Source organism: Streptomyces sp. NPDC007157 (genome assembly GCF_040634235.1).
Taxonomy (GTDB): Bacteria; Actinomycetota; Actinomycetes; order Streptomycetales; family Streptomycetaceae; genus Streptomyces.
Window position 1 is genome coordinate 124,173 of the sequence record NZ_JBEYFE010000004.1, and the last position, 13,245, is coordinate 137,417.

Annotated in this window: 15 protein-coding genes, 1 pseudogene and 1 riboswitch; of the genes and pseudogenes, 14 read left to right on the forward strand and 2 right to left on the reverse strand. The window is 72.4% G+C overall.

All coding sequences use genetic code 11. The annotated features are described in order from the left end of the window. Positions 1-161: 161 nt before the first annotated feature. The 5 genes from ABZ642_RS08495 to ABZ642_RS08515 all read left to right on the forward strand — a co-directional run bounded on the left by ABZ642_RS08495 (position 162) and on the right by ABZ642_RS08515 (position 5,292). Positions 162-2,324: a SpoIIE family protein phosphatase gene (locus ABZ642_RS08495; RefSeq protein WP_360479198.1), complete on the forward strand. Its 2,163-nt coding sequence runs from the start codon at positions 162-164 to the stop codon at positions 2,322-2,324. Next, positions 2,321-3,055 carry a hypothetical protein gene (locus ABZ642_RS08500; protein ID WP_360479201.1) on the forward strand — a complete coding sequence of 245 codons (735 nt, stop codon included), beginning with the start codon at positions 2,321-2,323 and terminating at the stop codon, positions 3,053-3,055. The genes ABZ642_RS08495 and ABZ642_RS08500 overlap by 4 nt, the downstream gene beginning before the upstream one ends. Positions 3,056-3,082: 27 nt before the next feature. Further along, complete coding sequence (locus ABZ642_RS08505; RefSeq protein WP_360479204.1) at positions 3,083-3,511, forward strand: OsmC family protein; 429 nt, start codon at positions 3,083-3,085, stop codon at positions 3,509-3,511. A 118-nt stretch (positions 3,512-3,629) separates the two neighbouring features. Beyond that, the gene (locus ABZ642_RS08510) at positions 3,630-4,793 is read left to right on the forward strand and encodes a cytochrome P450 (RefSeq protein ID WP_360479207.1); all 1,164 of its coding nucleotides are present in this window, start codon (positions 3,630-3,632) and stop codon (positions 4,791-4,793) included. Between the two features lie 160 nt (positions 4,794-4,953). Next, entirely contained in the window at positions 4,954-5,292 is a 339-nt protein-coding gene (locus ABZ642_RS08515; RefSeq protein WP_360479210.1) for a DUF2218 domain-containing protein, read from the forward strand. A 1-nt stretch (position 5,293) separates the two neighbouring features. Here the strand turns inward: ABZ642_RS08515 and ABZ642_RS08520 are convergent, their stop codons facing one another. Both ABZ642_RS08520 and ABZ642_RS08525 read right to left on the reverse strand, forming a co-directional pair. Then, the gene (locus ABZ642_RS08520; protein WP_360479213.1) at positions 5,294-6,103 is read right to left on the reverse strand and encodes a hypothetical protein; all 810 of its coding nucleotides are present in this window, start codon (positions 6,101-6,103) and stop codon (positions 5,294-5,296) included. Positions 6,104-6,246: 143 nt separating this feature from the next. After that, a complete protein-coding gene (locus ABZ642_RS08525; protein ID WP_360479216.1) occupies positions 6,247-6,504 on the reverse strand; it encodes a hypothetical protein in 258 nt (85 codons plus the stop codon). A 159-nt stretch (positions 6,505-6,663) separates the two neighbouring features. On the opposite strand from ABZ642_RS08525, the gene ABZ642_RS08530 reads away from it, so the two are divergent. The 9 genes and pseudogenes from ABZ642_RS08530 to ABZ642_RS08570 all read left to right on the forward strand — a co-directional run bounded on the left by ABZ642_RS08530 (position 6,664) and on the right by ABZ642_RS08570 (position 13,238). Beyond that, positions 6,664-6,795, forward strand: coding sequence for a putative leader peptide (locus ABZ642_RS08530; RefSeq protein ID WP_360479219.1), 132 nt, complete (start codon positions 6,664-6,666; stop codon positions 6,793-6,795). Between the two features lie 184 nt (positions 6,796-6,979). Then, entirely contained in the window at positions 6,980-7,852 is an 873-nt protein-coding gene (locus tag ABZ642_RS08535; RefSeq protein ID WP_360479222.1) for a glutathione S-transferase C-terminal domain-containing protein, read from the forward strand. Between the two features lie 77 nt (positions 7,853-7,929). Next, positions 7,930-8,041, forward strand: a riboswitch (SAM riboswitch). 38 nt (positions 8,042-8,079) lie between these two features. Beyond that, positions 8,080-8,238, forward strand: a complete 159-nt coding sequence (locus ABZ642_RS08540; RefSeq protein WP_360479225.1) for a hypothetical protein — start codon at positions 8,080-8,082, stop codon at positions 8,236-8,238. Between the two features lie 206 nt (positions 8,239-8,444). Continuing rightward, positions 8,445-9,425: an amino acid ABC transporter permease gene (locus ABZ642_RS08545; RefSeq protein ID WP_360479228.1), complete on the forward strand. Its 981-nt coding sequence runs from the start codon at positions 8,445-8,447 to the stop codon at positions 9,423-9,425. Then, entirely contained in the window at positions 9,422-10,216 is a 795-nt protein-coding gene (locus ABZ642_RS08550; protein WP_360479230.1) for an amino acid ABC transporter ATP-binding protein, read from the forward strand. Before ABZ642_RS08545 ends, ABZ642_RS08550 begins: the two co-directional genes overlap by 4 nt. Before the next feature lie 63 nt (positions 10,217-10,279). After that, the gene (locus ABZ642_RS08555; RefSeq protein WP_360479233.1) at positions 10,280-11,305 is read left to right on the forward strand and encodes an ABC transporter substrate-binding protein; all 1,026 of its coding nucleotides are present in this window, start codon (positions 10,280-10,282) and stop codon (positions 11,303-11,305) included. A 202-nt stretch (positions 11,306-11,507) separates the two neighbouring features. Beyond that, positions 11,508-11,777 (forward strand): annotated as a pseudogene (locus ABZ642_RS08560) (GNAT family N-acetyltransferase); the annotation flags it as partial. A gap of 43 nt (positions 11,778-11,820) precedes the next feature. After that, on the forward strand, positions 11,821-11,916 hold the full coding sequence (locus ABZ642_RS08565; RefSeq protein ID WP_360479236.1) for a putative leader peptide: 96 nt from the start codon (positions 11,821-11,823) through the stop codon (positions 11,914-11,916). A 104-nt stretch (positions 11,917-12,020) separates the two neighbouring features. Further along, positions 12,021-13,238 carry an LLM class flavin-dependent oxidoreductase gene (locus tag ABZ642_RS08570; protein WP_360479239.1) on the forward strand — a complete coding sequence of 406 codons (1,218 nt, stop codon included), beginning with the start codon at positions 12,021-12,023 and terminating at the stop codon, positions 13,236-13,238. The last annotated feature ends 7 nt before the right edge of the window (positions 13,239-13,245 follow it).

Genomic DNA, 13,245 nt, shown 5'->3' on the forward strand with positions numbered 1-13,245 from the left:
GCACGGGAGCGTGGCGCCTGTGATCAACTCCAGCTTCGCACAGCGGCCCGCGCGGGCGGGCCCAGATGTGGGCCGCCTCGGTCTGGGGCGACCATGGATGAAGACAGCACGCCCGCCGACGTGCCACGAGCCAGGGCACCGGGCGGGAGGGAAGATGAGGGATGGGCACGACGGACTCTCCCCGAGCAGTCGCCGGCCGGTCGGCGGCCGGTTCCGCCACGCCACCCAGCGGCCTGCTGGATCTGCTCAGCGTCGCCGCGGTGGTGCTGAACGCGCAGGGCCAGGTCGTCCTGTGGAGCCCGAAGGCCGAGGAACTGTTCGGCCACAGCGCCGGGGAGGCGCTCGGGCAGTACGCGGCTGAGCTGATGGTCCACGAGGAGCACCGGGACGAGGTCGTCAAGCTGTTCGCGCAGGTCATGGAATCCGGCCAGGACTGGGCCGGGGTCTTTCCGGTCCGGCACAAGGACGGCAGCACCCGCCTGGTGGAGTTCCGCAACATGCGGCTGCTGGACGACCTCGGCGGCTTCTACGCGCTGGGTCTCGCCGCCGACCAGGCCGCGGTCGAGCGGGTCGAGAGGGACGCGGCCCTGGCCATGCGTCTGGTGTCCCAGTCCCCGGTCGGGCTGGCCATCCTGGACTCGGACCTGCGGTACCGGGCCGTCAATCCCGCCCTGGAACGCATCACCGGCCAGCCCGCCGCCGATCGCCTGGGGCGTTCGGTCGGCGAGATCCTGACCTACCTGGACACCGGACCGGAGGCGCGGCTGCGCCGGGTCCTGGAGACGGGCGAGTCGGTCGTGGACCGGGACATCGTCTGCCGTCCGCCCGGCGACCCGGACCACGACCACGCCTGGTCCGTCTCGTACTACCGGCTGGAGGACTCCGGCGGGCGGGTGCTGGGCCTGGCCTACTCCGTCATCGACGTCACCGAACGCCATCGGGCGGCCGCCGAGGCGGCCGACGCCCGGCGGCGGCTGGCACTGATCGCCCAGGCCTCCGCCTCCGTGGGCACCACCCTCGATCTGGAGACGACGGCACGCGAGCTGGCCGACGTCGTCGTACCGGACCTGGCCGACGTGGCCGCCGTGGACGTGCTCGACCGGGCGCTCGACGGCCGGACCGCTGAGCAGGAGGGCCCGCTGTGCTTCCGCACCCTCGCCCTCAGCGCGGTCCACGCCGGCGAGGAGATGCGCGCGGCCCACCCGCCCGGGGAAGTCGCCGTCTACGACAGCGACCGTCTGATCGCCCGGTGCGTACGCGGCCGTCAGCCGGTCCTGCTGCCCCGCACCACGCGTCGGGACCTGGAGCTCATCGCCCGCGACGACGCGACCGCCGCCGTCCTCGCGGACTCGGGCGTCCACTCCTACCTGGCCGTACCGCTGCCGGCCCGGGGCGAGGTCCTCGGCGCCCTGACCCTCGCCCGCACCCGGAACCCCGCGCCCTTCGACGACGACGACGTGTTCCTCGCCTGCGAGCTGGCCGCCCGGGCCGCGGTCTGCATCGACAACGCCCGCGGCTACCAGGCCCAGCGCCATGCTGCCCTCACCCTCCAGCGCTGTCTGCTCCCGCAGCTCGCGACGCACCTGCCGGGCCTGGAGGTGGCCTGCCGCTACCAGCCCGCCGGCGCCACGAGCGAGATCGGCGGCGACTGGTACGACGCCATACCCCTGCAGGGCGACAAGACCGCCCTGGTCGTCGGGGACGTCATGGGCAGCGGTATCAACGCCGCCGCCACCATGGGGCAACTCCGCAGCGCCGCACGCGCCTTCGCCGAACTGGACCTCGCCCCGGACGAGGCCCTGTACCACCTCGACCACCTCACCGAAGGGAGCGAGCAGGCCATCACCACCTGCCTCTACTGCGTCTGCGACCCGCACCGGGGCGAGTGCCGGATGTGCCTCGCCGGCCACCTGCCCCCGGCCCTGCTGGCGGCCGGACACCCGGCGCGGCTGCTCGACCTGCCGCCCGGCGTACCGCTGGGCGTCGGCGGGGTGCCCTTCGAGGCCGCCACCATCGAGTTCCGCCCCGGCGACGAACTGGTCCTCTACACCGACGGCCTGGTCGAGACCCGCAGCGAGCCCATCGACGCCCGCCTGGACACCCTCCTCGACGCCGTCACCGCGACCCGCGGCCGCGATCTGGAAGAGACCTGCGAACGCATCCTGGAGACGCTGCGGCCGCCCGGCGGCGAGGACGACGTCGCCCTGCTCATCGCCCGGGCCCAGCCCCTGCTCCCGGGCAGTCCGCCGAGTCCGGGGCCGGCGGAGACCTTCTGCACCGGACGACCGGTCGGCGAGTGGTCTCGGGGACAATCGTCACCGTGAACGACCGTATGAGCGAAGCGGAGAACCGGCTGGCCAGGATCGAGCGGCTGCTGGCGGACGGCGAGCGGGAAGTGGTGCCCGCGTGGCGCAGGGCCACGCAGGGCGAGCCACGGTGGGCCGTGACCGCCGTGATCCTGCTGGCCGTGGTGCTCCAGCTGGCGCTGCCGCACCGGCTCGCCCTCCAGCCGTACTGGGCCCTGCCGGCCCTGGAACTGGTGCTGCTGGCCGGCCTGATCGTCGGCAACCCCCGGCGGGTGGAGCCCCGCACCCGGTGGCTGCGCGTGCTGGGCCTGGTCCTGATGTGCGCGATCAGCCTCGCCAACGGCTGGGCGGCGGTGCGGCTGGTGGTCGGACTGGTGAACGGCACCGAGGGCGAGGACGCCGGACCGCTGCTGCTGACCGGCGGCGGCATCTGGCTGACGAACGTCATCGTGTTCGCGCTCTGGTACTGGGAGTGGGACCGCGGCGGACCGATGGCGCGGGTCCAGGGCCACCACCAGTACGCGGACTTCCTCTTCGTGCAGATGCAGAGCCCCGAGACCGCCCCGCAGGACTGGGAGCCGACCTTCCTCGACTACCTGTACCTGTCCTTCACCAACTCCACCGCCTTCAGCCCGACCGACGTGATGCCCTTGTCGCGGTGGGCCAAGATGCTGATGATGCTGCAGTCCTCCGTCTCCCTGGTGACGGTGGTCCTGGTGGTGGCGCGGGCCGTGAACATCCTGCACTGACGGCCGGGCTGCCATAGGTTCGGCGGTATGAGCGAAGACTCCCTGCGCCTGGTGACGGTCGAGCGCACCGCCACCGGCCGCTTCACCGCGACGAACGCACGCGGCGGCACGATCGTCTTCGGCACCGCCGACGGCACCGAATTCACCCCGGTGGAGCTGCTGCTCGCCGCGATCGGCGGCTGCACCGCGGCCGACGTCGACGTCGCCACCAGCCGCCACACCGAGCCTGCCGCCTTCACCGTCGCCGTCAGCGGCCACAAGGTCGGCGACGAGGGCGGCAACCGGATGACGGACCTCGCGGTCGCCTTCTCGGTCACCTTCCCGGACGGCCCGTCGGGCGACCGGGCCCGCGCCATCCTGCCCCGGGCGGTCGCCGTCTCGCACGACCGGCTGTGCACGGTCAGCCGCACGATCGAGGCCGGGACGCCCATCGCCGTCTCGGTCGAGGACGACTGACCCCCGTGGGCGGTGTGCCGCCGGTGGTTCGTCAGGTCCGGGGCGGCGAACCGGCTGTGCGGGCGCCGTGCTTGGGTGGAGGGATGAACGGATTCCCACCTTTCGACCGGACCGCGTGATGAGCACCGTCGACGCGTTCCCGCTCGGCGCCTCGACCACGCTCGCCGAACTCGCCCGCGATCCGCACCCGCGCCTGGCACGGCTGCGCGCCGACGAACCCGTGTCCTGGCTGCCCGAGTTGAACGGCTGGCTGGTCACCCGCCGCGACCTCGCGCTCGGCGTGATGCGGGACGCCGTCTCCTTCACCGTCGACGACCCGCGCTTCTCCACCGCCCAGGTCGTCGGCCCGAGCATGCTCTCCCTGGACGGCGCCGCGCACACCCGCCACCGCGAGCCCTTCGCCGCTCCCTTCCGGCCCCGCGAGGTGCACGACGGCTTCGCCGCGTTCATCGAGGGGGAGACCGACCGCCTCATCACCGCACTGGAACCGTCCGGCGCCGCCGAACTGCGCCGTACCTTCGCCGGACCGCTCGCCGTCGCCGTGGTCACCGAGGCGCTCGGACTGGTCGGGGCGACCACGGACACGGTCCTCGGCTGGTACGACGCGATCGTGCGGTCCGTCTCGGACATCACCGAAGGACTGGAAGCAGGCCCCGCGGGCACCGCCGCCTACGCGGAACTGCGGGCCGCCGTCGAGGCCACGATCGTCGACCGGCACGCGACCTCGCTCCTCGTCTCCGCCGCCGGCCGGCTGACACCGCCCGAAGTGGCCTCCAACGCCGCGGTGCTGATGTTCGGCGGCATCGAGACCACCGAGGCGATGATCACCAACGCGCTGCTCCACCTGCTCGGGGACCCCGGCCAACTCGCCCTCGTCCGGGCCGATCCGACCCTGCTGGACGGTGCGGTCGAGGAGTCGCTGCGCCTGGAGCCCGGGGCGGCGGTGGTGGACCGCTACGCCACCCGGGACATCGTCCTCGGCCCGGCCGCCGTCCGCCGCGGCGACCTGGTCACCGTCTCCCTGAGCGGCGCCAACCGTGACCCGGCGGTCTTCCCCGACCCCGACCGCTTCGACGTCCGCCGGGGCAACGCCCGTCTCCAACTGGCCTTCGCCCACGGCCCGCACCACTGCCTCGCCGCCCATCTCGCCCGCCTGGAGACCCGTATCGCTCTCCAACGCCTGCTCGAACGCCTTCCCGGACTGCGCCTCGACCCGGAACGGCCCGCCGCGCCGTACGGTCTGGTGTTCCGCAAGCCCCCCGGCCTGCACGTGCGGTGGTGAACGGTCTGACCCGTGCCGGAGTGTGCGCAAGCACCTCGACGGGGCGTGGGTGACGCAACAGGCATGCATAGCTTGCGGACTCCGGTACGGCGCCGCACCCCCCGCCCCGACGTAGCGTGAGCCCGTCACCGCAAGCCCGCCCGCAGCAGGGGAGTCCCCGATGGCCCGCTCCGAAGCCCGCGTCACCACCGACCGCCCCGCCCGCTACGCCAAGCAGCTCGCCTCACACCTCGGCCGCCGCTCCCGGACCAGCTGGGACGAGGAGACCGGCACCGGCGCGATCGTCTTCCAGAACGGCACCGGCACCCTCACCGCCACCGACGGTGCCCTGCTGCTCACCGTGGAGACGGACCCCGAGAACCTCGACCTCCTGGAGGGCGTCGTCGGCCGTCATCTGGTCCGTTTCGGCACCCGCGACGAACTCCTCGTCGCATGGCACCGCGACAACGGCGAACCGGGTACCACCCAGACCGACTCCGGGGCCCCGCAACCGCACTGAGCTAGTCGAACTGGCTCGGCATCGGTGCCGGGGTCTTGCCGGACAGGACGTCCTTGAGGCGCTGGGCGCCGGTCTGCACGGCCAGCGCGGTGCTGTCGTGGTCGACGCCGGACAGGCTGCCGTTGGTGACGGCCGCGCCGGAGGCGCCGATACGCAGCACGGCCACGTCCGTGGTGTAGGTGGCGGACTGGCCGTTGGCGTTGCCCTGCACGGTCACCGTCAGGGCCTCGCGCGCGTCGCCTGACTTCGGCACCTTCGCCGACACGACCTGTACGGTCCGCTGCCCGCCGTCCTTACCGGTTGCCGTGAACTGGTTGCACTTGTCCGGCAGGGTCTTCAGCCAGGCCAGCGTGGCGTCCAGGTTCGCCGAGCCGTAGTCGCCGACCTGGTACAGCATCCGGGAGTCCTCCGAGGTGAACCCGCGCAGGCCGGAGGCGCCGGAGGCACGGCCGAGGAGGCTGTCGGAGTACAGGCCGTCGAGGAGGCGCTGGCAGTCGGCGGCGTCGGACTTGGCGGTGAGGAAGTCGGCCACGTCGACCTTGCCGACCAGCATCGTGTTGCGCCAGGTCGCCGCGTCCTTGGCCAGCTGCCAGTTGTCCTCGATGTCGGCCGGTGTGATCAGGGCGGCCTGCGCGCCCGCCCCGGTGAGGGCGGGGGTCGCCGACGGGGACGCGGGCGAGTGCTCGCCGGCCGGCGAGACGGACACGGCCTCGGGGCCGCCGCTCTCGTCCGTGCAGGCCGCCGTGGCGAGCAGGATCCCCGTCGCCAGGGCCGAGACGAGAACACGCACGGATCGGGACGGACGGATCATCGCGACTGCCTCCTCGGGAACGCGGTACGTCACTTCGCGGGGGGCAGCGGTGCTGCGTCACTCCACGGGCAACGGCGGTACGTCCCTCCACGCCACCATCCGGCACGGTCGCCGACCACCCGCGCGTGCCATCCGGGTGAGCGTCATGATCCGGGAACGGTGATCCGCACCTTCCGGCTGCCGCAGCGCGGGCACACCGCGTCGGTGAGCGGCGACCACACGGCCCGGCCGGCCTCGTCGACGTACTCCTGGGTGCTCTGCAGGTCCGGGTCGGCGATCGGGTCGGTGAAGAACACCGCCGGGAACGTGGCCTCCCAGACCTCGCCGCACCGCCCGCAGGCGAACACGAAGGTCTCGGGCACGGCGCCGGGCACGGGTCCGGGACCCGGGGGCTCGTTCATCGCATCCGGCTCCTGTCACTCGGCCTGCGCCTCCAGCGGACAGCCCCTGCCGCCCGGCGGCAAGCCGGGCCGGGTGGCCCAGGCGTGGACGCCCCCTTGACGGCACGCGGAGGCCGATCGACACTCCAGGTGGGAATCCTAGTGAAAAGGTAGGGAAAGATGGGTCGGCTGCGCACGGTCACCGGCAGACAGCGCCGAGGGAACCGCACGCCCTGCCCCGTCCCGCTGCTCACCTCCCGTCTGCACATCGATCTGCAGCGAGTGTGCAGCGCCATCAGCCGCACCGGCTGAGCACCCGCCGCCGGCCGTACCAGCCGCCCGGCCGCGACGAGCCGGACGCCCGTAGCCGGCCGCACCCGCCGAACGCCCACCCACCGAGTGTCCGGCCGTCGGGCGCCCGCCCGCCGAGCGCCCACCCACCGACGAACGCTTCCGCCGCGCGTACGTCCGCGCGCCCCTACCCCCAGGGAGACGCATGTCCATCACTCCGCTCGCCGCCCTCCCGTCCGTCCGCACCGCCCCCGCCTTCCGCGGGCGCATCGGCCGGGACGCCCGCAGCGGGCACTACGCCGTGCCGCGCCGCTACCGGCTCCACCTCGCCACCGCCTGTCCCGACGGCCTCCGCATCGCCGTCGGCCACAGTCTGCTGGCCCTCGACGACTGTTGTCCGGTCACCTTCCTGCCCGCCGTCCCGGACTGTCCCGACGGCAGCCACAGGGCGCTGCGCCCGCTGTACGAGGCGAGCGCCCACCACTACGCGGGACCGGCCCTCGCGCCGGTGCTCAGCGACGACTGGTCCGGCCGGATCGTCAGCACCCACAGCCGGGACATCCTGCGCGACCTGGACCGCCACTTCGGCGACGGCGTCGTCCGGCTGTACCCGTGCGGTGCCGAGGCCGAGATCGAGGAGGTCGAGCGGCTCTGCGCGGAGGACATCGCGCAGGCGGCACAGCACGCCGGCCGAGAGGGCGGCGACCCGGAGGCGCTGGAGACGCTGCTCGCCGCGCTGGACGAGCTGGAGCACCGGCTGACCGGGGCGGAGTTCCTGGTCGGCGGACAACTCACGGCCGCGGACGTCGAGTTGTGGGTGGCCCTGGTGCAACTCGACACCGTGCACCGCAACCACCTGGACGCCGCCGCCGTGCACGGCATCGCCGGCCACCCGGTGCTGTGGGCCTACGCCCGTCGGCTGGCCGCCCACCCGGCCTTCGGCGCCCATCTGGACCTCGACGGCATCGCCCGCCGCCACCACGGCCGTTGCCAGGGCCTGGAAGCCGCCGGCGCGGCCGTCCAGATCCTGGACTGGGCGGGCCACGCGGCGGACGCTCCCGGCGCTCCGCGCAGGTGAGAGCGGTCCGAACTGTTTCGCCAGTCGGACAGGCGTTGACATTCGTTCGGGCGGCTGCCTAACTTACGCACGAGAACGGTCAAGAGCGTCAGCGTCAAGCCCTGGCTTGCTGACCGGCAACCCTCGCACCGCGGTGGGGTGCCCCAGGTGACGACCGGACCGGATGACGATGTTCGGTAAGCGCGAGGCCCCCCAGGGGCCGCCACAACAGCGACAGGTGACAGGACATGTACGCAGCTTCCAGGTCGGCCGAGGGCCGCACCCAGGGCTGCGTACAGCCGTATCCGAGCCCGCTGGTCGCCGACCGCGCCGTCGACCTGCTCCGCGTCAACAGCGCCCTGTGTAGCGCGTGTACCGCACCGGGCCGCGCCCGCTGTCGGGTCTGACCAGGCCTTTCCGCCTCGCCCGCAGCGCGGCTCCCGCAGCCTCGCGTCCCAGCGTCCTCGTCGAAGCACCGGCCGCCCCGGTGCGAAGCCGTCCGCCCCATCCCGTGTCCCGCGCGCCCCCGCGCACCTGTGCCGTGTCCCGACGCGGTGCGGTGCCGCGGCCCCGGCCGTGTGATCCGGGGTGTCCGACTCCGCCGGAGCCCGCCATGAGTGAACCCCCAGGCGTCCTGTCCGTGGCCGAGGCGCCACCGCCCACCGACGCACCGTCAAATCCTCTGAAAAGCCAGCGAGTTCAGCCGCTGCGCCGACCCGGCCGGTGGATCGCCACCGCCGTCGTCCTGGTGCTCGTCGCCCAGTTCGTGCACGGGCTGGCCAGCAACCCCTTCTACCAGTGGGACCGCTTCCGCTACTGGTTCCTGCGCCCCACGATCCTCGACGGGCTCGTCGTCACCCTCGAAGTCGCCGCGCTCAGCGCCGTACTGGGCCTGCTCGGCGGCGTCGTACTGGCCCTCGCGAGGCTCTCCGGCAGCCCGGTGCTGCGGGCGGTGAGCTGGACCTACACCTGGCTGTTCCGCTCGATCCCGCTGATCGTCCTGCTGATCTTCCTCTACAACTTCTCCGCCCTCTACAGGACGCTCAGCCTGGGTGTGCCCTTCGGCCCGTCCTTCGTCAGCTTCGACGAGTCGAAGCTGGCCACCGACATGGCCATCGCCGTGATCGGCCTCAGCCTCAACGAGGCCGCCTACGCGTCCGAGGTGGTGCGCGGCGGCGTCCTCTCCGTCGACCAGGGCCAGCACGAGGCGGCCGCCGCGCTCGGCCTGCCCAAGGGCTACCAGTTCACCCGGATCGTCTTCCCGCAGGCCCTGCGCTCCATCGTGCCGAACTACGTCAACCAGCTGATCGGCCTGATCAAGAGCACGTCCCTGGTGTTCTACGTCTCGCTGCTCGACCTCTTCGGCTCGGTGCAGTCCATGGGCAGCACCTACCCCGGTGACATCGTGCCGCTGCTGCTCGTCGCCACCGTCTGGTACCTGATCCTGACCAGCGCCGTCTCCGTCGTGCAGTACTACGTCGAGCGGTACTTCGCCCGCGGCGCCACCCGCACGCTGCCGCCGACCCCCCTCCAGAGACTCCGCACCGGCCTGGCCGGCCTGCGGGAACGGATACGCCAGGAGGCCGCCGTATGACCACCGCACCGGAGAAGGCGCCGGACATCGCGCCGGCCGCCCTGGAGATCCACGGCGTCCACAAGTCGTACGGCGCCCACCGCGTCCTCGACGGCATCGACCTGACCGTCCGCCCCGGCGAGGTCACCGTCGTCCTCGGCCCGTCCGGCTCCGGCAAGTCCACGCTGCTCCGGGTCGTCAACCACCTGGAGAAGCCCGAGTCCGGCCATGTCAGCGTCGGCGGCGAGCTGATCGGGGTCAGACGCCACGGCGACGGTCTCAAGGAACTGAGCGAACGCGCCATCCTGGCCCAGCGCAGCCGGATCGGCTTCGTCTTCCAGAACTTCAACCTGTTCCCGCACCTGACGGTCCTCGACAACGTCGCGGCCGCCCCCGTCGCCACCGGAAAGCTCACCAGGCCTCAGGCCCAGCAGCTGGCCAAGGAACTCCTCGAACGGGTCGGCCTCGGCGAGCGCGTCGGCGCCTATCCGCGCCAGCTGTCGGGCGGCCAGCAGCAACGCGTCGCCATCGCCCGCGCCCTCGCGCTGCGCCCCGGGATCATCCTGTTCGACGAGCCGACCTCCGCGCTCGACCCCGAGCTGGTCGGCGAGGTCCTCGCGGTCATCAAGGACCTGGCGTCCAGCGGCACCACCCTGGTGATCGTCACCCACGAGATCGGCTTCGCCCGCGAGGTCGCCGACCGGATCGTCTTCATCGACGGCGGAAAGATCGTCGAACAGGGCCCGCCCGCCGAGATCCTCGACCGTCCGCGGCACGAACGGACCCGGGACTTCCTGCGCAAGGTCCTCTGAACGACCTCCCCCTTTCATTTCCCGCCCGAACTCTCACCTTTCGCTCGAACACGAAGGACAGCCATGCCCACGCTCCTCTCCCGACGCAGCCTGATCCGCGGCCTCACCACGGCGACCGCCGTCGCGACCCTCGCCACCGGGCTCGCCGCCTGCGGGGGCGACAGCGACGCTGCCACCACGACCGGCAGCGCCAAGAGCGGCGAGGTCGTCATCGGACAGGTCTCCAACGGCGCCGCGCAGCAGACCACCATCAAGGTGTCCGAGGTCAAGTCCATCAGCGCCGAACTGCCCGCCGCCGTCCGCAAGAGCGGCAAGCTCGTCATCGGCGAGGGCGCCCTGCCCGCCGGATTCCCGCCGCTGGCCTACGTGGGCAGCGACCAGAAGACCCTCACCGGCTCCGAACCCGACCTCGCCCGGCTGGTCGCCGCGGTCTTCGGCCTCACCCCCGAGGTGAAGAACTTCACCTGGGAGAACATGTTCGTCGGCATCGACAGCGGCAAGGTCGACGTGGCCCTCTCCAACATCACCGACACCGAGGAGCGCAAGAAGAAGTACGAGTTCGCCTCCTACCGGCAGGACAACCTCGCCTTCACCGTGCCGAAGAAGAGCACCTGGAACTTCGGCGGCAACTACGAGAACCTCGCCGGCAAGACCGTCTCCGTCAGCGCCGGCACCAACCAGGAGAAGATCCTCCTGGAGTGGAAGGCCAAGCTGGCCAAGGAGGGCAAGAAGGTCACGGTCAAGTACTACCAGGACAGCAACAGCGTCTACCTGGCCCTCAACAGCGGCAAGATCGACGCCTACCTCGGCCCCAACCCCGGCATCGCGTACCACAACAGGCAGACCGCGAACACGCCCAACGCCACCCGCACCGCGGGCACCTACTCCGGCGCGGGCGGCAGCCTCCAGGGCCTGATCGCGGCCACCGCGAAGAAGGACAGCGGTCTCGCCAAGCCGCTCGCCGACGCCATCAACTACCTGATCGAGAACGGCCAGTACGCCGAGTGGCTCAAGGCCTACAACCTCTCCAACGAGGCCGTCGCCAAGTCCGAGGTCAACCCGCCCGGACTGCCGCTCGACAACTCCTGATCAACCGTCAGGCAGCAGCCCCCACGAAACCCACAAGGCGAGAAAGGACCCCGCCTCCGTGACCCTCCGGACCGACCTCCACGGAAGCGGGACCCCGCTCGTACCCGACCCGGCCCCGCTCGACGACGCCGTCCGGTCGGCCCTCACCGGGCCGCACGCCCACGTCGCGAGCGAAGCGAGAGGGGGTCCCCCCGGCCCGAAGGCCGGGGGGAGGCTGCGGCTGCCCGGCTGGACGGAGATCAGCGCCGTCTGCACCGACCCGGAGCACCGGGGCCGGGGCCTGGCCACCCGGCTGGTCCGCGCGGTCGCCGCCGGTATCCGGGAGCGTGGCGACACACCGTTCCTGCACGCGGCCCCGGGCAACACGGGCGCGACCCGGCTGTACGAGTCGATCGGCTTCACCGAGCGGCTGCGCACCCGCACCCTGCTGGTGCGCAGCCCGGGAACAACCACGGAAACCGGTCTGTTGTGACTCACGACGAGATGTACGCGGAGCAGGCGGGGAGGTGCCGGACGTGACACGTGTCCTCAGTCCCAGCCGCCGTACCGTCCTGCACTCCCGGCCGCACATCGACCTCCAGCGCGTGGCCGGCGCGCTCTGTTGCCGCTGACCTTCCCCCAGCCTTCGGCCGGGGGACCCCCACCTGGCCGCGCTCGCCCGCCGCGCCCCTGACTTCGGTGCGCCCTAGTACGGACCCCTCAGGAAGGCACCCCTGTGTCCTCATCTCCCGCTTCCCACCTGCACCTCGCCGTGGCCCTGGACGGTACCGGCTGGCACCCCGCGTCCTGGCGCGAGCCGGTCGCCCGCCCGCGCGACCTGTTCACCGCCGGATACTGGGCCGATCTGGTCGCCGAGGCCGAGCGCGGTCTCATCGACTTCGTCACCATCGAGGACGGCCTCGGCCTGCAGTCCTCGCACTACGGCGAACTGGACGGCCGCACCGACCAGGTCCGCGGCCGGCTGGACGCCGTCCTGATCGCGTCCCGGATCGCTCCGCTGTCCAGCCACATCGGCCTGGTGCCGACGGTGATCGCCACCCACACCGAGCCGTTCCACATCTCCAAGGCGATCGCCACCCTCGACTACGTCAGTACCGGCCGCGCCGGCCTGCGGGTGCAGATCTCCGCCCGTCCGCACGAGGCGGACCACTTCGGCCGCCGTACCTTCCCGCCGATCGACCTCGCACAGCTGCGGTCGCCGGCCGGACAGCAGCGGCTCACCGAGCACTTCGACGAGGCCGCCGACCACGTCGAGGCCGTGCGCCGGCTCTGGGACAGCTGGGAGGACGACGCCGAGATCCGGGACGCGGCCACCGGCCGCTTCATCGACCGCGACAAGCTGCACTACATCGACTTCGAGGGCCGGCACTTCAGCGTCAAGGGCCCCTCCATCACCCCGCGCCCGCCGCAGGGCCAGCCGCTCGTCACCGCCCTCGGCCACCAGACCGTCCCCTACCGGCTGATCGCCCGACAGGCCGACGTCGGCTACGTCACCCCGCAGGACGGCGCCGACGCCCGCGCCGTCGTCGCCGAGATCCGCGCCGAGCAGGAGGCCGCCGGCCGGGCCGGCGACACCGTGCACGTCTTCGGCGACCTCGTGGTCTTCCTGGACGACGACCAGGCCGCGGCCGCCGCCCGCAAGGAACGCCTCGACGCCCTCGACGGCTCCGCGTTCACCAGCGACGCCCGGATCTTCACCGGTACGGCGGCCGAACTCGCCGACCTCCTGGAGGAGTTTGCCGCCGAGGGCCTCACCGGCTTCCGGCTGCGTCCCGCCGTCCTCGGCCACGACCTGCCGCGCATCACCGCGGACCTGGTCCCCGAACTCCAGCGCCGCGGCCGGTTCCGCACCGCCTACGAGGCCGACACCCTGCGCGGCCTGCTCGGGCTCGCCCGCCCCGCCAACCGCTACGCAGCCGCTGCCACCGCCTGAGCCGGAA